Raw genomic sequence first — 19393 nt, forward strand, 5'->3', positions numbered from 1 at the left:
AACGAGGACCCCAAGCCCTTCGTCTGGACAAAGGACGCCGACGAGATCCTGCAGCGTCTCGCCGCATATCTTGATCGAATTCCCGGCGCGGGACAGTAGATGGCCTACTCGACACCGTTGCGGCCGATGCAGGTCTCCTCGATCGCGAGGCGTGGCCCGGGGAAGGGCGTGTCCTTCGCCGGCGCGGTCCACGTGTACTCCCACACGGAGCCGTGCAGTCGGCGGAACGGCGAGACACCCTCCGTCACCGCGTACAGCACCACGCCAAGCGACCGGAGAGCGGAGGCAGGACCCGGCCGCTTCCCCCACACCCGCTCCGGGGCGATGAGAGCGGCCACAGTGACAGCAGAACCTTCTGCTCCACTCGGATCAACCCTCCTGGAAGCCCCGCAGGATCCAGTCGAACTGCTTACTGGTGGTGGCCCAGTCGTCAGCAGGCGAGGCCGCGTAGATGGCGTACTCGGTGCCGTCACTCTCCATGTACCCGACGTCGATCGCACGATAGGGCCCCGGGAAGTAGTGCGGCGGGTCCTTGGCCAGCGCGTTCCACGTGTACTCCCAGCGGACGCCCGGCAGGTCGCGGAAAAGCTCCTCCTTGAGGCTCAGCTGCTGGTAGTCCTGCAGCCGCCGTGAGACCCGCTGCTCCAGGTAGCTCATGTGCTCGTACGAGGTGCGGAAGTCCGGCGCGGTGTCGACGGCGACCCGCACGAGGTGCTTGCCCTTGTCGGGCGAGTAGTCGACCTGCCGGAGGCCGTCCTGGTCGATGGAGACGGACCGCTTCCACCCCTTGGGCAGGGAGATGCTGAAGCCCACCGGGTCGTTGCGCCGCTTCCAATCGGCGGGGACCGCCCCCTGACCGCCCTCGTCGCTCGACGTGGCACTGGCACTGGCACTGGCACTCGGAGCCGACGATCCAGAGGCGGAGTCGCCGGGGCTGCCCGTGGCGACGGACCCGCCGCTGCCGACGTGCCGGTTGCCGAGGCGGTTCGCGGCCACCGCACCGCCCACGCCGACGACCGCGGCCACCGTGAGGACGAGCGCGATCGTACGACCGCGGCGGCGTCTGCGGGGCGCGGGCGGCGGAGCGGACTGAGGCAGGGTGCCGCCGCTCGTGCGCGGATCGCCTGACTCCGGCCGGCGCGGCACGTTCGCGGTCGTGTGCTCCTCGGCACGCAGGTTCACGTGCATCGTCGACACGTACTCCTGTGCCGCCTTCGGCCGCCTGCCCTCCACGGCCTCGGCCAGCATCTGCTCCAGCCGTGCCGCGTCGGGCCGCTGCGCCGGGTCCTTGCACAACAGGGCCGCGATCACCGGCTCCAGGGCGCCCGCGAACTGCGGCGGCGCGGGGTGCTCGTCGACGACGGCCTGCATGGTCGTCAGGGGCGAGGTCCGCCGGAACGGCGACCTTCCCTCCACCGCCGTGTACAGCGTGGCGCCGAGCGCCCACAGGTCGGAGGCGGGGCCCGGGTCGTGGCCGCGGACCCGCTCGGGAGCGAGGTAGTCGACGGACCCGACGATCTCCCCCGTACGCGTGATGGTCGAGTCGCCCTCGACCTGCGCGATGCCGAAGTCGGTGAGCAGCACACGTCCGTCGGTGGCGAGCAGCACGTTGCCCGGCTTCACGTCGCGGTGCAGCACGCCCGCGGAGTGCGCGGCCTGCAGCGCGCGCAGCACCCACTGACCGATGCGTGCGGCCTCGGCGGCGTCGATACGGCCGCGTTCCTTCACGGCGTCGGCCAGTGAGCCGCCCTCGACCAGTTCCATGACGATCCACGGCCGGTTGTCGTGTTCGAGGACGTCGTGGATGGTGACGACGGCGGAGTGGTTGATGCGCGCGGCGGCGCGTGCCTCGGCGTGGGTCCGGGCGAGAAGAACCGCTCGGTCACTATCTGTGACGTACAGAGCTGCCGTCAGTTCTTTGATGGCTACCGCGCGGTGCAACACCTCGTCGTGGGCGCGCCATACCCGGCCCATGCCGCCGCTGCCGATGGAATCGACGAGCCGGTAGCGGCCCGCGAGGAGCAGGCCCTGCATCTGATTCACGTTTCCCCGCAATGCTCTTGACGAAGTCACATTAGAGAGCGGCCTTCGCGCAGGGAACGGGCGGGGGCGGAACGGAGACCGCACTGTGACGGTTCTCGCTTCCACTTACGGGACGGAACCACCGCACACTCAACGCAATCGGACGCCGTCGCCCGGGTGTTGGGCGGGTCCGGCGAGGCGGAGACGGAGTCGCCGCGGGGGCCGGATGGTGACGCGGAGTGGTCAGCCTGTGGCCTGGTACGTCTGCTCCGCCTGCTCGTACAGCCGCGTCACCTCGTCGCGTTCGGCCTCCGGGCCACGCACCTGCACCACGTGGTAGCGGCCGCCCACGAGGAGGGCGAGGTTCCGCACGAACAGCTCCCGCCCGTCCCCGTCCGTCCAGGTGAACTGGCCCTCGGCCATCGTCCGTCCGCCGACGTCGATGCGCCGCATCCCGCTGGAGGTGGCCCAGGTCGAGTCGCGGAACGGCTGCAGTTCGGGCTCCGACTCCCGTTGGTACGTCAGCGGATCGCTGCCGAACCTGCCGGTGCTGTCGCGTCCGGGCACGACGATGAGCTCGAAATCGCCCTGAGAGTAGACGACCTGCCCGCTGCCGTTCCTCGGCGTACGGTCCCAGCCGTTCGCCACCGCGACGCGGAAGCCCTCCGGGTCGCTGCGGAGGGTGAAGCCCTGCGCGACCTGGGTCTCGCTGGTCTGCGTCTGCGCGGAACCGGCCGACGGCGAGGGGCTCTTGGACACCTGGCCGCCGGGCTGCCGCGTACCGCCCCGGCCGGACTGCTGCGGTGCGGGGCCGACCTCGCCGACGGCACCGGTGCGGTCCCCCGACGTACCGGCACCCCTGCCGTTGCCGGAATCGGCCTTCGGCATGAACGCCATGGCGTACGCGATCGCTGCGGCCAGCGCGAGCAGGATGAGCAGAAGAAGGGTGCGGCCGAGTCTGCGCGGCCCCGGTGGGCGGCCGTCCTTGGCGTGCTTGTGACGAGCCGGTGCGGTCGCGGGCAGCCCGGCACGGCGCTTGCGGACCAGTTCCCCCCGACGCCGGACCACCGGCAGCCGCCCGGGGTCGACAGGAGGCGCCGCGATGACGTGCGCGCCCGCGTCGGGCTCGGGGGCGGACCGGACGAGGGAACGCAGCCAGCCACGCAGTTCCTCGAAGTCGATCCGCTCGGTCGGGTCCTGACGCAGCAGCGACTCCACGACCGGACGCAGCGGCCCGCACTCCTCGGCGAAGGCGGGCGGCTCGGCACAGACGAGCTGGACCAGCTCGGCGGTGTTCTCCTCGGGGTACGGCGCGTGCCCCTGCACAGCCCGGAAGAGCAACGCGCCGAGCGCCCAGAGGTCGGTCGCGGGGCCGATCGGCGCGGCCAGCTGCCAGTTCTCGTGCACCGGCCCGGCCTGCTCGGGCGCCCACCGCTCGGTGACCGGCCCGACGACGGCCATACGGGCCTGCCTGGCCCGCTCGGCGACCAGGGCGGTGGCGGGGCCGCGCTGGATCCAGGGGGCCGGAGCGGTGCCCGCACCCGAACCCGGGGCGCCTTCTGCCCCGCCGGGCATGGCGCCGTGGTGCGAGGTGGTGGCCGCACCCGGCCTGTGCGTGCCGCTTCCGTGGGGTCCGCCGCCGTTCTCCCCCGGCGCGGAGGTACCGCGGGGCAGTGCGGTGCGGCCCCGGCTCTCCACGGTGGGCGCGGCAGGGCGCGGTACCGCACCGTGCCAGGAGGCCGAACCGCCCACTCCGTACGGGTCGGCGATCTGTCCCGGCGGCGATGTGCCGGGGGTGCGCTCTCCTGCCGGCCCGGGTGCCTGTGGCGGTGTCACGGTGCCCGGGTCGGACGCGCGGGGTGCGGGCAACGCCGGGCGTCCGCCGCGCTGTTCCTCCTGCACCCGGGCCGCCGCCCGGGCTCCCGCGCGGTAGGCCGCGATCGCCCCGGCTCGTGCGGCCCGTACGTCTCCTGTGGACTCCAGGGCACGGGGCCCCACCGCGGGCGCCCCTTGGCCGGGCGCGCCGTCGCCCGTGGACGCGCCGTTCACCCGCGCCTCGATCGCGGCCCGGCGCGCGGCCTCCGGATCCATGCCCTGCGCGGCCGCGCCCACGGAACCGAACGTGCCGCTGCCGGGCGCGCCACGGGGCGGTCCGCTGCCGCCGTCCCCCAGGGGGCCGCCGGTGCCGGTGCCCGACGGGCCGCCGCTCCGGGCCCCCGGAATGCCGGCGTTGCCGCCCGGTGTCCCGTCGCCTGGCTCGACGTCCCGGGCCGGCACCGGGTCGTACCCGCACAGTGCCTCCTCCGCAGCCCCGGCCGCCAGGCCGGTCAGTACCACCCGGCCGTCGTCGCAGACGAGCACCGTGCGCGCCGTGATGTTCCGGTGCACCCAGCCGTGGGTGTGCAGGGCGCGCAGCGCGGTGAGGATGTCGGAGGCGACCTCCGCCGCCCGGTACGGCGTGAGCGGCTTCTCCGCGAGCAGGGTCGCCAGCGGTTGCGCGGGCACCAGTTCGCTCATGATCCACAGCGAACCGCCCTCGGCGAACACGTCGAAGACCTGGTCGAGCCGGGGGTGGTCGGGTATCTGTGCGGCGGCCTGCGCCGCCTCGATCGCCCGCCGTACGGCCGGGTCGGGAGGCCGCCGCGTGGCCGTCCCCGTCCGGGGCGAGCCGCCGCGGGACCTGCCGTCGCGTGCCACGAACCCCTCGGGCAGGCCGTCGGCACCGAGCACCTCGGCCTCGACGACCTCGGGCAACGGCACCTGCCGTACACGGACTTCCTGTCCGCTGTAGGTGTCGAACGCCCGGGTCTCGGCAAGTTCGTACTCGTCCGGGGGCGGCAACGGCAGGCGGTAGCGGTCGGCGAGTACCCGTCCCGCATAGTCGTCCACGATGCCTCCCCCGGCTGCCCGGTTGGTCAATTCCGTTCGCCCGGCGTCCCGTTCCGAATGCGTACGGTCCGCAATCCCTCACGATACGTGCCGGAGGCAATCTGCAACCCGGGGATGTCATATCTCCCCGCGACTGTCGCCACGACCCAACCGTGTCGGACGCCTGTCACCTATGCGGTCAGATCACGACTTCGGCCGGAACGTCTTGGTCAGTGCCTCCCAGGTCCCCTTGCGCAGATCACCGTCCCAGCCGGAGGCCTTCGCCGTGTACATGAGTCCATAGCCCTGATGCGAGTTGACGACGAATCCGCGGTCGATCACCCGGTAGGTGGTGCCGCCGTCGGCGTAGGTGAACTCCCAGTCGGCCGTGTTCCAGTCGCGGTAGTCCACCTTCTCGATACGGACCCGCTTGTACTGGGCGCGCGTCATGTAGTGCTCCTGGCTCTGCCAGTCCGCCACCGGGTCGTCCTTCGGGGTGGACGTCCAGGCCACAAGCAGCTTCTGGCCGTCGGGGCCGGTGAAACGGTCCCCGGCGGAATCCGACGACTGGTACTTCCAGCCCGCCGGCAGCCCGATCGAGTACCCCTGACCGCCCTTGTACGGCGTCGTCCCGGCGGTGTCGTCCGACGATCCGGACGGCGCACCGCTACTCGCGGCCGGCGAGGCGTCGCCGGTGTTCTGCTCGTCCGAGCCCTTCGTCGCCGAGTCGCGCGTGCTGCCGCTGTCCGTGTGCGAACCGCCGCCGCCGCCCTTGCTCCCGCTCCCGGCGGTCGCGCCGGTGGACGCGGCGGACTTGGTGGAGCCCTTCTTGTTGTCCTGCGAGCCTCCGTCGCCACCGCGGAGCGTGAGCGCGAGCACCGTCCCGAGCACGGCGAGCGCCACGACGACGGCGACCAGCACCAGGGTCCGCTTCGGCACGACGTCGGTGAGCGGGGCCCTGGGCGGCTGTGCGGGCCGTTCCGGCCGGTCCGGGTCGGGCACGATCGGCCATCCCGAACTGGGCTTCGTTGTACCTGAGTTCGATGCAAGATCGGTCGTCGTGTCACGTGCGCCGTCCGACGTCACCGGCCCGGTCGTACCGGGTGTCCCGGCCGCGGGCGCGGGTGCGGCCGCCGCGCTCGGGGACGACACGTCCTCGGACGTCTCCCCGGCCGTGGTCCCGGGCGCCTTGTCCCGGGCGGTCGCGGCGGCGGTGGCGGCGCCGGCCGACGTCGCGGCCTTGCGTACGGACCGCAGCGCCCCGCGCAGCTTCTCGGCCGCCTCCTCGCCCCGCTTGGCACCCGCAGCGCTGCCGGGCGTCCCCTTGCCCGGGGACTCCTCGGGCACCGGCGGGAGGGCCACGACCCGCGTGGCGTCCGCCGGCGGCTCCTTCTTGGGGTCGGATGCGTGGATCACCTCGTTGAGCATGGTCCGCGCGCCGGCGTCGTCCAGCCGCTGCTGGGGGTCCTTGGCCAGCAGCCCGAAGATGACGTTCTTCAGCGGGCCGGCGTTCTTCGGCTCCTCGACCGGCTCGGTCATCACGGCGGTCAGCGTGGCGATCGCCGAGCCCTTGTCGTACGGGGGCACGCCCTCGACCGCCGCGTACAGCAGTCCGCCGAGCGACCACAGGTCCGCCGCCCGGCCGGGCTTGTGCCCGCGGGCCCGCTCCGGCGCGATGTAGGACGGGGCACCGACGAGCATGCCGGTGGAGGTGATGGAAGGGTCGCCCTCGACCTGCGCGATACCGAAGTCGGTGAGCACGACCCGGCCGTCCTCGGCGATCAGCACGTTGGACGGTTTCACGTCGCGGTGCAGGATGCCCTCGCGGTGCGCGGCGCGCAGTACGTCGAGGATCGCGAGCCCGACCTCGGCGGCGCGCTTCGGCTCCAGCAGGCCGTCCTCCCGGATGGCCTCGGCGAGCGACTTGCCCTCGATCAGCTCCATCACGATCCAGGGCCGGTCGTCCTCGTGGACCACGTCGAAGACGGTCACCGCACCGTTGTTGCGGATCCGGGCGATCGCCTTGGCCTCCCGCAGCGTGCGCGTGATCAGCCGGCGCTTCTCGTCCTCGTCGATGCTCGACGGGAACCGCAACTCCTTGACGGCGACCGTACGACCCAGGGTCTCGTCCTTGGCCCGCCACACGGTGCCCATGCCGCCGCGGCCGAGTACGTCCCCCAGCCGGTACCGCCCGGCGAGGAGACGTTCGCTCTTGTCCTGACGGGATGTCCCCGCCCGCTCCGCCTCCGACATGCGTCCCCTCATGCAACCCGCCCTGACAGAGCCTCCATTGTCCCTCACCCACGGACCACCCGACGCCCAGGGTGCCCCTGATCCGGCGGCTCGCACCGCTCCCGCGGCCGCCTCGGCGGAGCGGACACCGCGGCGACGAGGCTCGGCCGTGCGCCACGGCACCCGGTCGCGCCGACGCGGGCGCCCCGGCCCCGCCGCAGGAGCCGGCGGCAAGGTGGCCCCGCCCGGCCCTGCCTAGGGGTCGTCCCCCATGATGGGCCGCGACAAGGAAGGATGCCGATGCCGCTGCGCCGGACACCCCGGACCCGGACCCTATTGGCCGTACCGGTGTGCCTGGCCCTGCTCGGACTCGCCCCCGTCCACCCCCCGGCCCCCGCGGTCCCGAGGCCGGACGCGGTGCTCCCGCTGTTCGTCACCGAGGGCCGGGCTCCCGCCGCCGCGCTGCTGGCCCGTGGGGAATCGGGTTCGCACTTCGTTCTCGCCGGTCAGGGCATCGCTCGCGCCGACCACTTCCGCGCCGGCAGCATCACCAAGACCTTCATCGCGACGCTGGTGCTGCAACTGGCGGCCGAGCACCGGCTCTCCCTGTCGGACACGGTGGAGGCCCATCTGCCGGGGCTGGTGCGCGGCGCGGGCAACGACGGGCGCGCGCTGACGCTGCGCGACCTGCTCAACCACACCAGCGGTCTGGCCGACTTCATCAAGGACACCAGGGCGGTCGTCCCCCTCACTCCGCTCGAGGCTCTGAGCGTCGCGCTCACCCACCCTCCTGCCGCCCAGGGCCGCTTCTCGTACTCCAACACCAACTACGTCCTGCTCGGCATGGTCGTCCAGCAGGTCACCGGTCACTCGTACGCCGAAGAGGCCGAGCGCCGCATCATCACTCCCCTCCGTCTGACGGGCACGTCCTTCCCCGGCGCCCGCACCACGCTTCCCTCGCCGCACGGACGCGGCTACGCCGCCGACGGCTCCGACGTCACCGAACTCGACCCGCGCGTGGCCGGCGCGGCGGGTGAGCTGGTGACCACGCTCTCCGATCTCGACCGCTTCTACGCGGCACTGCTGAGCGGCGAGCTGCTGCCCTCGCGATGGCTGCGCGAGATGCTCGACACCCGTGCCGCACACGGCGCGTACGGCATGGGGCTGTTTCCGCAGAAGCTTCCGTGCGGCACGACGGTGTGGGGGCACGACGGACGGATCTCCGGCAGCTACGTGCGCACCGCAGCCACCGTCGACGGCCGTCGCGTCCTCACGTTCCGTGTGAACACGGACGGGTTCGCGAACTCCGGACTGGAACGGGACCTGCTCACAGCCGCGTTCTGCCCCCGCACCCCGTAGAACGAGCCGGTTCCGAACGGAGATCCCGGACTGCGCCACTCGTTCGAGTGATCCCAGTCAGTGATCCCGGTCCAGGAACGCGAATCCCGCCCGCGAGCCCTCCTTCCAGCGGCAGCCGACGCATTCCTTCGACGTCCGCCGCACGCTCCGCCCGTCGGCAGGCGACGTCCGGACTAGAGCGGCACTATGTCCGGCGCGCCCAGCCTCGCCGCATCCGCGGTCAGATCATCGGGCTGGCGCTGCGACTCCCGCTCCGCCTGCACCCGCTTCTCGTAGTGCTCGACCTCGCGCTCGATCTGGTCCGCGTCCCAGCCGAGCACCGGCGCCATCAACTCGGCCGCCTCCCGGGCGCTGCGCGTGCCGCGGTCGAACGTCTCGATCGAGATGCGCGTCCGCCGGGTCAGCGCGTCGTCCAGGTGCCGCGCGCCCTCGTGCGAGGCCGCGTAGACGACCTCGGCCCGCAGGTAATCGTCGGCCGCCCGGAGCGGTTCGCCGAGCGAAGGGTCGGCCACGATCAGGTCGAGCACCTCCTCCGCCAACGACCCGTAGCGGTTCAGCAGGTGTTCCACCCGCACCACGTGCAGCCCGGTGCGGGCCGCTATGCGCGCCCGCGCGTTCCACAGCGCCCGGTATCCCTCGGCGCCCAGCAGCGGCACGTCCTCGGTGACGCACTCGGCGACCCGCCGGTCGAGTCCGTGCACCACCTCGTCGACGGCGTCCTTGGCCATCACCCGGTACGTCGTGTACTTGCCGCCCGCCACGACCACGAGACCGGGCGCCGCATGCGCCACTATGTGCTCACGGGACAGCTTGCTGGTGGCGTCGGACTCCCCGGCGAGCAGGGGCCTCAGGCCCGCGTACACGCCCTCGACATCGTCGCGCGAGAGGGGCACGGCGAGGACCGAGTTCACGTGCTCCAGCAGGTAGTCGATGTCCGCGCTGGAGGCCGCGGGGTGCGCCTTGTCGAGGTTCCATTCGGTGTCCGTCGTCCCGACGATCCAGTGCCGGCCCCATGGGATGACGAAGAGGACGGACTTCTCGGTCCGCAGGATCAGGCCCGTCGACGAGTGGATCCGGTCCTTCGGCACGACCAGGTGGATGCCCTTGGACGCCCGGACGTGGAACTGGCCCCGCTCTCCCACCATCGCCTGGGTGTCGTCGGTCCACGGCCCGGTGGCGTTGACGATCTGCTGGGCGCGGATCTCGTAGTCCCCACCGCCCTCCACGTCCTGCACCCGGGCGCCGACGACACGCTCGCCCTCGCGCAGGAAGCCCGTCACCCGGGCGCGGTTGGCGACCTTCGCGCCGTACCACGCGGCCGTGCGCACCAAGTTGGCCACATAGCGGGCGTCGTCCATCTGCGCGTCGTAATACTGCAAAGCACCGACCAGCGCGTCCTTCTTCAGGCAGGGAGCGATGCGCAGGGCATGACGGTGGGTCAAATGACGGTGCACAGGAAGTCCACGGCCGTGGCCGCGGGCCATAGACATGGCGTCGTAGAGCGCGACGCCCGAGCCCGCGTACAGCCGCTCCCAGCCCTTGTGCTGCAGCGGATACAGAAAGGGCACCGGCTTCACGAGATGCGGTGCCAGACGCTCCAGCAGCAGCCCCCGCTCCTTGAGCGCCTCGCGCACGAGCGCGAAGTCGAGCATCTCCAGATAGCGCAGACCGCCGTGTATCAGCTTGCTGGACCTGCTGGAGGTGCCGGACGCCCAGTCACGGGCCTCCACCAGGCCCGTGGACAGACCACGGGTCGCCGCGTCCAGCGCGGTGCCCGCGCCGACCACGCCTCCGCCCACCACCAGCACGTCCAGCTCACGCTCGGTCATCGCCGCCAGTGACTCGGCGCGCTGCGCCGGCCCCAGTGTCCCTGTCCTCACCGCTGCCTCCCGGTCAGTCGCGCTGGCCACACCTTTCCGGCGAAGCCCGGTTCGTCTCCCCCATTCCCAAAGTCTGACCGGGATGCCCGACTTCGGCCACCACGCACCCGCAGCCTGTGGACAACACTCTCGGAAATTCCCGCAGTCAATCCCGCAAGTAGGTCATATTTACTCCTAGTGTGACATTGCGCTCGCTCTTTCTGTCCACAGAACTTGCGCACCTGTCCCGCTTCGGCTACTGGGAAGGACGGCCCACTCCATGCCCGCAGATCTCGCCGTCATCGGACTCGGTCATCTCGGCCTGCCCCTGGCCCAGGCCGCCGTCGCGGCCGGCGTCTCGACCCTCGGGTACCGGACGGGACCCGAGGCCGGCCCTCTCACCACCGCCGAACTGCGCCGGATGCTCGCGCGGGGCTTCCGGCCCACCACCGACCCCGCCGAACTCGGCCGCGTCCGTACCGCCGTCATCTGCGCCCCCGTCCCGCGCGGGGCCGACGGCGCGCTCGACCTCACCCAGGTCAAGGCCGCCGCCCTCACCCTCGCCGAACGGCTGCGCCCGCACACCACCGTGATCCTGGAGTCACCGGTGCCCCCCGGCACGACGGAGGATTTCCTGCGCCCCCTCCTGGAAGACGGATCCGGTCTGCGCGCGGGCCGCGATTTCCACCTCGCCTACTCGCCCAGCCGCGTCGACCCCGGCAACCGCGCCTTCGGCGCCGCCAACACTCCCAAGGTCATCGGCGGCCTCACCCCGGCCTGCACCGAGTCCGCGGCCACCTTCTACGGGCGCCTCACCGACAAGGTGGTACGCGCGCGTGGACCCCGCGAGGCGGAGACCGTACAGGTCCTGGAGACGAACTACCGGCAGGTCAACATCGCCCTGGTCAACGAAATGGCGGTCCTGTGCCACGACTTGGGCGTCGACCTCTGGGACGTCGTCCGCTGCGCGGAGACCAAGCCGTTCGGCTTCCAGGCCTTCCGTCCCGGCCCGGGTGTCGGCGGCCACGCCGTCCCCCAGGACCTGGCGGGCCTGACCGGGCGCAGCCTCCGCATGGTCGAACTGGCCGAGCAGGTGAACGGCAACATGCCCCGGTACGTCGTCCAGCGTGCCGCGACCCTCCTGAACGAGCACGGCAAGTCGGCCCGCGGCGCCCGCGTCCTGCTGCTGGGCGTCACCTACAAGCCGGACGTCGCCGACCAGCAGGGCTCACCCGCGCACGAGATCGCGCTGCGTCTGATGCAACTGGGCGCGTCCGTCAGCTACCACGACCCGCACGTCCCCGCGTGGAGCGTCCTCGACCGCCCGATCCCGCGCGCGGACTCCCTCTACGAGGCGGCGGCGGGCGCCGACCTGACGATCCTGCTCCAGCACCACCGCACGTACGACCTGCAGGGCCTGTCGGTGAAGGCACAGTTGTTGCTGGACACACGGGGCGCCACGCCTACTGGCGCGGCGCACAGGTTGTGAAGGGGGCGCCTGGGGATGGCCTGGCCTCCGGGGCCGGTGGCGTACGGGGCGGCCGCGCCGCTACCGTACGAGCAGGTGGAGCCCACCGCAGCGGGTACTGCGGCAGGTTCACCAGTTGGATTGGCGAAGCGTAGTGAACCTGTGGCAGAGTGCTACGCGCACGCTCGGCGCCCAGGCGACGTCGGGCAGCCTCCTCTGTCGGGTCTTGCGGCCCGGTCGACCAGCGTCCGGAGGGACGTGCCACGCGGGCTGGCGGCTCCTGCCGTTCAGTACCAGGGCACGAAGGCGATTGGCTCCCAAGGCTGAGCAACGCTCAGGCTCGCCAAGCCAGTCAGAGACGCTCCCGAACGGTGAACGGAGTGCTTACCCCTATTCTCTGTAGGGGTGGCCGCTCACCATCCGAACATCCGCAAGATCCACCTCCTCCGGCACTTCACCGTCCACAGACGGATCCGGTCCCAGCGGGTGGGCTTGCGGTGACGGCCCACGGGCACGCCCCCTTCCATGACACCGCCCAGTACCCGGTGGACGGTCCATCGGAGTTCGGGCCGGGCCCCGACGGCCGGGGTCCGGAACCTTGTCCTTGGAAGGGGGCGCCCCAGAGAACGGGGTCGCCGGACACGGACACTATCGGCTCGCAACGGCCGTCCGACGCGCATTCACCCCGAGGGCAACCGTGCGCCCCCGTATCGCAAAGAGCGCCCTTACCTGGGCACTTGGACACACGAAGGGGCCCGTTCACCCATCGGGGTGAACGGGCCCCTCAATGCCGTTGCTTGATGTCTAAACCAATCTGGGGATGAGGGTGACGGTCTTCGGCTGGACACGGCGGGTCGGTCGGCGAGTCCAGCCCTTTGGGGGGTCGGCGTACTTGAGCTTGAAGCGCTTGACGAGTCGGTCGGCCTCGCGGTCGCGGCGCGGTCCGATGTCGAGTTTGCGGAGTTTGGCTGCGAGGGTGGCCAGGAACTTCGCGAGCCGGCGCGGGGTGCTCGCGGCCTGCTGGACGACGCTGCGGCGTACCGCTTTGAGGACCTTGACGAAGGAGATCCGGTCCGGGTCCAGGCAGTGCCCGCCGGCGATGTCGACGATCATGCGGGAAAGACAGTGGTGGACCGTCAGGTGTGCCCAGACCTCCTGGTGCACCAGGGCGGGCTCGGCCGAGCGCAGGACCTGCTGCGGGCCGCGCTGGAAGGTCTTGAGCTGGCGGTTCGACAGTTCCGCCTCCCACCTCTCGTGATACAGGACGGCGAGTTCGGCGGCCGGAGCCTGGGCGGGGTCGAGGAGGTCGGTGAGCAGGCGGATCGTCTCCCCGCCGTCGACCTGGTACTCGATCACTCGCACGGTCACCGTGTGGATCTTGCGCTTGCCGGCCCACTGCGAGATCTCCGCCAGGTAAGTGCCGTCGGGCAGGCGCTCGATCGGGGTGCGCGCGTTGTTCGTCTTCGCACGGATCAGCACATGGGCGCCCGCCGCGGTGAACTCCCGCCATACGGAGACCCCGACGAACCCTCGGTCCATGATCACAAGCATGCCCGCGGTGCCGCTCGCGAGGGGAACCGCCAGGTCCTGCTCACTGTCGACGAGGCCGCCGACGCGTGCGTCCAGTACTGCGTGCGTGCCGATCTCCGTCAAGGTGAGCACCCGGACCTGCGGGAATGCCAGCGGACTGCCGTCCGGCGCCACCTGGCCGCCGAACGCGGCCCGGTTCGCTGCCGTGTCCGGGGCGTCCAGGTAGAACCCGTCGACCGCGGCCAGCCGCATCCCTCGCCAGAACGACCCGGCAAGTCCGTCCGGTGCCAGCGGGCCCGCGACCTTGCGGAACACAGTCTCCAGCACCTGCGGGCCCAGACGCTGCCGGGCCCGGGTGAACGACGACCGGTTCGGGACCGCGTCGCCCATGCCCGGGATCGCGCTGACTAGGTTCTCCGCCACGTCGTCATAGGAATCCTGGTGGAACAGGGCCAGTCCCAGCACGAAGTACACCATCATCCCGGCAGGCAGCGCACCCGGCCGCTTGTCACGTCTCCCGTGCTCGGCCACCGCCTCATCCACCAGTTCCGGTGTCACCCACCGCGTCAACGCCCCCAGCCGCACCCGATCAGACAAGCCCACCCACGCATGGCCCATGTCGGACCCAACGAGGCCCCGCACACCACGTCACCGTCCCAAGACGAGCTTCTTCACCCATCAAGCAACGGCATTGACGGGCCCCTTCGTCCGCTCAAGCCGCGCGCAGCGTCACATCACCGCCGGTGCTGCGAGTCCGCCACCGTCACCTCGACCCGCTGGAACTCCTTCAGCTCGCTGTAGCCGGTGGTCGCCATCGCGCGGCGCAGGGCGCCGAAGAAGTTCATCGAACCGTCCGGAGTGTGCGAGGGGCCGGTGAGAACCTCCTCGATCGTGCCGACCGTACCGAGGTCGACCTTCATGCCCCGCGGGAGTTCGTCGTTGACGGCCTCCATGCCCCAGTGGTGGCCCTTGCCGGGCGCGTCCGTGGCGCGGGCGAGAGGGGAGCCCATCATCACGGCGTCGGCGCCGCAGGCGATCGCCTTCGGCAGGTCGCCGGACCAGCCGACGCCGCCGTCCGCGATCACGTGCACGTACCTGCCGCCGGACTCGTCCATGTAGTCGCGGCGGGCCGCCGCGACGTCCGCGACCGCCGTGGCCATCGGGACCTGAATGCCCAGCACATTGCGCGTGGTGTGCGCGGCGCCGCCGCCGAAGCCGACCAGCACGCCGGCCGCGCCGGTGCGCATCAGGTGCAGGGCGGCGGTGTAGGTGGCGCAGCCGCCGACGATGACCGGGACGTCGAGCTCGTAGATGAACTGCTTCAGGTTCAGCGGCTCGTGCGAGTGGGAGACGTGCTCCGCCGACACCGTGGTGCCGCGGATGACGAAGATGTCCACGCCCGCGTCCACGACGGCCTTGGAGAACTGGGCCGTGCGCTGCGGGGAGAGCGCGGCCGCGGTGACGACGCCCGAGTCGCGCACCTCCTTGATGCGCTGCCCGATCAGCTCCTCCTTGATGGGGGCCGCGTAGACCTCCTGGAGGCGGCGGGTCGCGGCTTCGGCGGGCAGCCCGGCGATCTCGTCGAGGAGCGGCTGCGGGTCCTCGTACCGCGTCCACAGACCCTCGAGGTTCAGCACGCCGAGGCCGCCGAGCTCGCCGATGCGGATGGCGGTGGCCGGCGAGACGACCGAGTCCATGGGGGCGGCCAGGAAGGGCAGCTCGAAGCGGTAGGCGTCGATCTGCCAGGCGATCGAGACCTCCTTCGGGTCCCGCGTACGGCGGCTGGGGACGACGGCGATGTCGTCGAAGGCGTAAGCCCGGCGGCCGCGCTTGCCGCGCCCGATCTCGATCTCAGTCACGTCTGTGGCCTTTCCCTGATGCGTTTCAGCGTCTTCCAGTATCGCCGACCGTCGTGCCGGGGGGCGCCCGGACGCACTTCGAGGGCGGTCCCGGAGGTTCCGGGACCGCCCTCGGACGAGTTTTCCGCGCGCTTCACGCGCGCGTGGATCACTTCCCGCTGTAGTTCGGCGCCTCGACCGTCATCTGGATGTCGTGCGGGTGGCTCTCCTTCAGGCCCGCGGACGTGATCCGGACGAACTGGCCCTTCGCCTGGAGCTCGGGGACCGTCCTGCCGCCGACGTAGAACATGGACTGGCGCAGACCGCCGACCAGCTGGTGGACGACCGAGGCGAGCGGGCCGCGGTAGGGCACCTGGCCCTCGATGCCCTCGGGGATCAGCTCGTCGTCGGAGGCGATGCGCTCCTGGAAGTAGCGGTCCTTGGAGAAGGACTTGCGGTCGCCACGGGACTGCATGGCGCCTAGGGAGCCCATGCCGCGGTACGACTTGAACTGCTTGCCGTTGATGAAGAGCAGCTCGCCCGGCGACTCCTCGCAGCCCGCGAGCAGCGAGCCCAGCATCACCGTGTCGGCGCCCGCGACCAGGGCCTTCGCGATGTCACCCGAGTACTGCAGACCGCCGTCGCCGATGACCGGGATACCGGCCTCCCGGGCGGCGAGCGACGCCTCGTAGATGGCGGTCACCTGGGGTACGCCGATGCCGGCGACCACGCGGGTCGTGCAGATGGAGCCCGGGCCGACACCGACCTTGATGCCGTCGACGCCGGCGTCGATGAGCGCCTGGGCGCCCTCGCGGGTGGCGATGTTGCCGCCGATGATGTCGACGCCCGAGAAGTTCGACTTGATCTTGGCGACCATGTCGCCGACCAGCCGGGAGTGGCCGTGCGCGGTGTCGACGACGATGAAGTCGACGCCCGCCTCGATCAGGGCCTGGGCGCGCTCGAACGAGTCGCCCGCGACGCCCACCGCGGCGCCGACGATGAGACGGCCCTCGGCGTCCTTCGCGGAGTTCGGGTACTGCTCGGCCTTCACGAAGTCCTTGACCGTGATCAGACCCTTGAGAATGCCCGCCTCGTCGACCAGCGGAAGCTTCTCGATCTTGTGGCGGCGCAGCAGCTGCATCGCCTCGCTGCCGGAGATGCCGACGTGGCCGGTGACCAGGGGCATCGGGGTCATGACCTCGTGCACCTGGCGGGAGCGGTCGTTCTCGAAGGCCATGTCGCGGTTGGTGACGATGCCGAGCAGCTTGCCCGCGCCGTCGGTGACCGGGACACCGCTGATGCGGAACTTGCCGCACAGGGCGTCCGCCTCGGCGAGCGTGGCGTCCGGGTGGATGGTGATCGGATTGGCCACCATGCCGGACTCGGAGCGCTTGACCAGGTCGACCTGGTTGGCCTGGTCCTCTATCGACAGGTTGCGGTGCAGTACGCCGACGCCACCCTGGCGGGCCATCGCGATCGCCATGCGCGACTCGGTCACCTTGTCCATGGCGGCGGACAGAAGCGGGATGTTGACCCGGACGTTCTTGGAGACGTACGAGGTGGTGTCGATCTCGTCGGGCGCCATGTCGGACGCGCCCGGCAGCAGCAGCACGTCGTCGTAGGTCAGCCCGAGTGTCGCGAATTTCTCGGGCACTCCGTCGACGTTGGCAGTCATGACACCTTCCCCAAATGGCCTTGATCGGTGCGGATGTCCATGCTAACGGGAAGCACGGGCGTCTCATTCCACAGTTAGCGATGCCCTCCGGCTTCATATGTTCGTACGAAAAGGGGGGTCCGCCTGTTCATGTGAGGGCCGTGGACAGGTCGCCGTGGCCAGCCGGCGCGGGCACGGAACCCGGAACCAGCGGGACGGCAGCGCGCGAACGCGCCGACGCCGCTGATCGCCCCGGCCGGCGGCAGGACGCGCCTACTGCTCCGCGAGCGCCCGCAGTCTGCTCAGGGCCCGGTGCTGGGCCACCCTGACCGCGCCCGGTGACATTCCCAACATCTGACCCGTTTCCTCCGCGGTCAAGCCCACCGCGATCCGGAGCAGCAGCAGCTCTCGCTGGTTCTCCGGGAGGTTGGCCAGGAGTTTCTTGGCCCATTCGGCATCACTGCTGAGCAGCGCCCGCTCCTCGGGCCCCAGGGAGTCGTCCGGGCGCTCCGGCATCTCGTCCGACGGGACCGCCGTCGAGCCGGGGTGCCGCATCGCCGCGCGCTGCAGATCCGCGACCTTGTGCGCGGCGATCGCGAAGACGAACGCCTCGAAGGGCCGCCCGGTGTCCTTGTAGCGAGGCAGGGCGAGGAGGACGGCGACGCAGACCTCCTGCGCCAGGTCCTCGACGAAGTGCCGGGCGTCGCCAGGCAGTCGGGACAGACGGGTACGGCAGTAGCGCAGCGCCAACGGGTGAACGCGGGCGAGCAGGTCATGGGTCGCCTGCTCGTCGCCGTCGACGGCACGATGGACGAGCGCACCGATCACCGTTGTCTCGTCGTCGCGCATCGGTCCATGGTGCCTTGGCGTAGTCCGGTCCGTGGCACCGCGTCCGTAGTTGTGCACCGAAGCGTTATGAGCAGGTGCGCCGGAACTCATCTCCTGCGCCCTCCCCTTCCGCTCGATCGACTCGTCCCCGAGGAACTCCACACCTCCAAGGATGCGGCATCCGCGGCGAAACGAGCAGCGGGCACCCGGCGGGTCCCGTTGCCAACCCCGCCCACCGTGCGGTAGGCGGGGATCCGCGTAGCCCCGCGACGACCCACTTAGCGGACCAGCCCCCACCGGAAGCCGAGCGCCACGGCGTGCGCGCGGTCGGAGGCGCCGAGCTTCTTGAACAGCCGCCGGGCGTGCGTCTTCACCGTGTCCTCGGAGAGGAACAGCTCACGGCCGATCTCCGCGTTGGAGCGGCCGTGGCTCATGCCCTCGAGGACCTGGATCTCGCGCGCGGTGAGCGTGGGCGCGGCACCCATCTCGGCCGAGCGCAGCCGCCGCGGGGCGAGCCGCCAGGTCGGGTCGGCGAGGGCCTGCGTGACGGTCGCCCGCAGTTCGGCGCGCGAGGCGTCCTTGTGCAGATAGCCGCGGGCGCCGGCGGCCACCGCGAGCGCGACACCGTCGAGGTCCTCGGCGACGGTGAGCATGATGATGCGCGCACCGGGGTCGGCGGACAGCAGGCGCCGTACGGTCTCGACGCCGCCCAGACCGGGCATGCGTACGTCCATCAGAATCAGGTCCGAACGGTCGGCCCCCCAGCGGCGGAGGACTTCCTCGCCGTTGGCCGCCGTCGTCACGCGCTCGACACCGGGCACGGTCGCCACCGCGCGGCGGAGCGCCTCTCGGGCAAGCGGGGAGTCGTCGCAGACGAGGACGGATGTCATGACCGCCCTCCGCAGCTGATGCGCGTCACCTTGAGCCTCCAGGCTGGTACGAATCGTCACCTGTGCGGTCGACGCCCTCGGACGCCTGCCCGAGCGCTTGTTCCTTCAACCGCCTCCGCACTCTCAACGATGGTCACTCGAAAGAGTTACGGTGCAGCAAGCCATCTTCGGCACTGTACGTGAGGGTCCGGACACGGTGCATACATGCGCGGCGGACCCTCGAACTTTCACCACAACCTATGCCCCATTTAGCCGCTTTTCTTCCCGTTTGCTGGTGTCTGGAGCTAGATTCGCAATGAGTCATATTTTCATCTCCTAAGATCGTCGCTGTACGGTCAAAGACTCAGATATCCGCCCAGAACGGCAACAAGGGGACACGCAATGGCAGATTTCTCCCGCCTTCCCGGTCCGAACGCGGATCTGTGGGACTGGCAGCTCCATGCGGCCTGCCGTGGGGTCGACAGCTCGCTCTTCTTCCATCCGGAGGGCGAGCGCGGTGCGGCCCGGAGCGCTCGCGAGAACTCGGCCAAAGAGGTCTGTATGAGGTGCCCCGTACGCGCGGAGTGCGCGGCCCACGCACTGGCGGTGCGCGAGCCGTACGGCGTGTGGGGCGGTCTGACCGAGGACGAACGAGAAGAGCTCATGGGACGAGCACGGAACCGGCTGGTACCGGCGTCCACGAGTAGCGGGGGCAGCGCCGCCTCGAACAACTGAAGGAACGTTTCTTCACCACGGGCACGCATCTGTGTGCCCTTTTTTGGGGTGGGCAGCACACCACAGGGGGTCGCTCGGGGGGCGTGAACACACAGGGGGACGGCTTCGGGGGTCGGCAGAAGCCAGGGGGT

General features: G+C 70.9%; 13 protein-coding genes. 3 read left to right on the forward strand and 10 right to left on the reverse strand.

What is annotated here, in order from left to right; translation table 11 throughout:
* Positions 1-104 precede the first annotated feature (104 nt).
* The 4 genes from ABZ904_RS43265 to ABZ904_RS43280 all read right to left on the reverse strand — a co-directional run bounded on the left by ABZ904_RS43265 (position 105) and on the right by ABZ904_RS43280 (position 7143).
* A complete protein-coding gene (locus ABZ904_RS43265; protein ID WP_359398111.1) occupies positions 105-338 on the reverse strand; it encodes a hypothetical protein in 234 nt (77 codons plus the stop codon).
* Between the two features lie 31 nt (positions 339-369).
* On the reverse strand, positions 370-2034 hold the full coding sequence (locus ABZ904_RS43270; protein ID WP_360990725.1) for a serine/threonine-protein kinase: 1665 nt from the start codon (positions 2032-2034) through the stop codon (positions 370-372).
* A gap of 231 nt (positions 2035-2265) precedes the next feature.
* Positions 2266-4911 carry a protein kinase gene (locus ABZ904_RS43275; protein WP_360990633.1) on the reverse strand — a complete coding sequence of 882 codons (2646 nt, stop codon included), beginning with the start codon at positions 4909-4911 and terminating at the stop codon, positions 2266-2268.
* Between the two features lie 183 nt (positions 4912-5094).
* Complete coding sequence (locus ABZ904_RS43280) at positions 5095-7143, reverse strand: serine/threonine-protein kinase (RefSeq protein ID WP_360990630.1); 2049 nt, start codon at positions 7141-7143, stop codon at positions 5095-5097.
* Between the two features lie 279 nt (positions 7144-7422).
* Here ABZ904_RS43280 and ABZ904_RS43285 point away from each other — a divergent pair, with 279 nt between their 5' ends.
* Positions 7423-8481, forward strand: coding sequence for a serine hydrolase domain-containing protein (locus tag ABZ904_RS43285; protein ID WP_359398079.1), 1059 nt, complete (start codon positions 7423-7425; stop codon positions 8479-8481).
* Between the two features lie 173 nt (positions 8482-8654).
* Here ABZ904_RS43285 and ABZ904_RS43290 read toward each other — a convergent pair whose 3' ends face one another.
* Positions 8655-10361: a glycerol-3-phosphate dehydrogenase/oxidase gene (locus ABZ904_RS43290; RefSeq protein WP_360990627.1), complete on the reverse strand. Its 1707-nt coding sequence runs from the start codon at positions 10359-10361 to the stop codon at positions 8655-8657.
* A gap of 259 nt (positions 10362-10620) precedes the next feature.
* Here ABZ904_RS43290 and ABZ904_RS43295 point away from each other — a divergent pair, with 259 nt between their 5' ends.
* Positions 10621-11829 carry a nucleotide sugar dehydrogenase gene (locus ABZ904_RS43295; protein WP_360990624.1) on the forward strand — a complete coding sequence of 403 codons (1209 nt, stop codon included), beginning with the start codon at positions 10621-10623 and terminating at the stop codon, positions 11827-11829.
* 783 nt (positions 11830-12612) lie between these two features.
* Here the strand turns inward: ABZ904_RS43295 and ABZ904_RS43300 are convergent.
* From ABZ904_RS43300 to ABZ904_RS43320, 5 genes are all read right to left on the reverse strand, one after another.
* The gene (locus ABZ904_RS43300) at positions 12613-13956 is read right to left on the reverse strand and encodes an IS4 family transposase (protein WP_361829631.1); all 1344 of its coding nucleotides are present in this window, start codon (positions 13954-13956) and stop codon (positions 12613-12615) included.
* A gap of 116 nt (positions 13957-14072) precedes the next feature.
* A complete protein-coding gene (locus ABZ904_RS43305; RefSeq protein WP_359398085.1) occupies positions 14073-15197 on the reverse strand; it encodes a GuaB3 family IMP dehydrogenase-related protein in 1125 nt (374 codons plus the stop codon).
* Positions 15198-15345: 148 nt separating this feature from the next.
* Entirely contained in the window at positions 15346-16851 is a 1506-nt protein-coding gene (guaB, locus tag ABZ904_RS43310) for an IMP dehydrogenase (protein WP_359398088.1), read from the reverse strand.
* Positions 16852-17103: 252 nt separating this feature from the next.
* Positions 17104-17679, reverse strand: a complete 576-nt coding sequence (locus ABZ904_RS43315; RefSeq protein ID WP_030571403.1) for a sigma-70 family RNA polymerase sigma factor — start codon at positions 17677-17679, stop codon at positions 17104-17106.
* Positions 17680-17936: 257 nt separating this feature from the next.
* Positions 17937-18548, reverse strand: a complete 612-nt coding sequence (locus ABZ904_RS43320) for a response regulator transcription factor (RefSeq protein WP_003948568.1) — start codon at positions 18546-18548, stop codon at positions 17937-17939.
* A gap of 381 nt (positions 18549-18929) precedes the next feature.
* Between ABZ904_RS43320 and ABZ904_RS43325 the strand changes: the two genes are divergently transcribed.
* The gene (locus ABZ904_RS43325; RefSeq protein ID WP_310765088.1) at positions 18930-19262 is read left to right on the forward strand and encodes a WhiB family transcriptional regulator; all 333 of its coding nucleotides are present in this window, start codon (positions 18930-18932) and stop codon (positions 19260-19262) included.
* Positions 19263-19393: the final 131 nt, after the last annotated feature.

Source organism: Streptomyces sp. NPDC046900 (genome assembly GCF_040644975.1).
Taxonomy (GTDB): domain Bacteria; phylum Actinomycetota; class Actinomycetes; order Streptomycetales; family Streptomycetaceae; genus Streptomyces.

Bases quoted from the DNA above. Each gene is read 5' to 3' on its own strand.
- ABZ904_RS43270 (WP_360990725.1), bottom strand. From the start codon at position 2,034: ATGCAGGGCCTGCTCCTCGCGGGCCGCTACCGGCTCGTCGATTCCATC.
- ABZ904_RS43320 (WP_003948568.1), bottom strand. From the start codon at position 18,548: ATGACATCCGTCCTCGTCTGCGACGACTCCCCGCTTGCCCGAGAGGCG.
- ABZ904_RS43280 (WP_360990630.1), bottom strand. From the start codon at position 7,143: ATGTCGGAGGCGGAGCGGGCGGGGACATCCCGTCAGGACAAGAGCGAA.
- ABZ904_RS43295 (WP_360990624.1), top strand. From the start codon at position 10,621: ATGCCCGCAGATCTCGCCGTCATCGGACTCGGTCATCTCGGCCTGCCC.
- ABZ904_RS43325 (WP_310765088.1), top strand. From the start codon at position 18,930: ATGGCAGATTTCTCCCGCCTTCCCGGTCCGAACGCGGATCTGTGGGAC.
- ABZ904_RS43285 (WP_359398079.1), top strand. From the start codon at position 7,423: ATGCCGCTGCGCCGGACACCCCGGACCCGGACCCTATTGGCCGTACCG.
- ABZ904_RS43300 (WP_361829631.1), bottom strand. From the start codon at position 13,956: ATGGGCCATGCGTGGGTGGGCTTGTCTGATCGGGTGCGGCTGGGGGCG.
- guaB (WP_359398088.1), bottom strand. From the start codon at position 16,851: ATGACTGCCAACGTCGACGGAGTGCCCGAGAAATTCGCGACACTCGGG.
- ABZ904_RS43315 (WP_030571403.1), bottom strand. From the start codon at position 17,679: ATGCGCGACGACGAGACAACGGTGATCGGTGCGCTCGTCCATCGTGCC.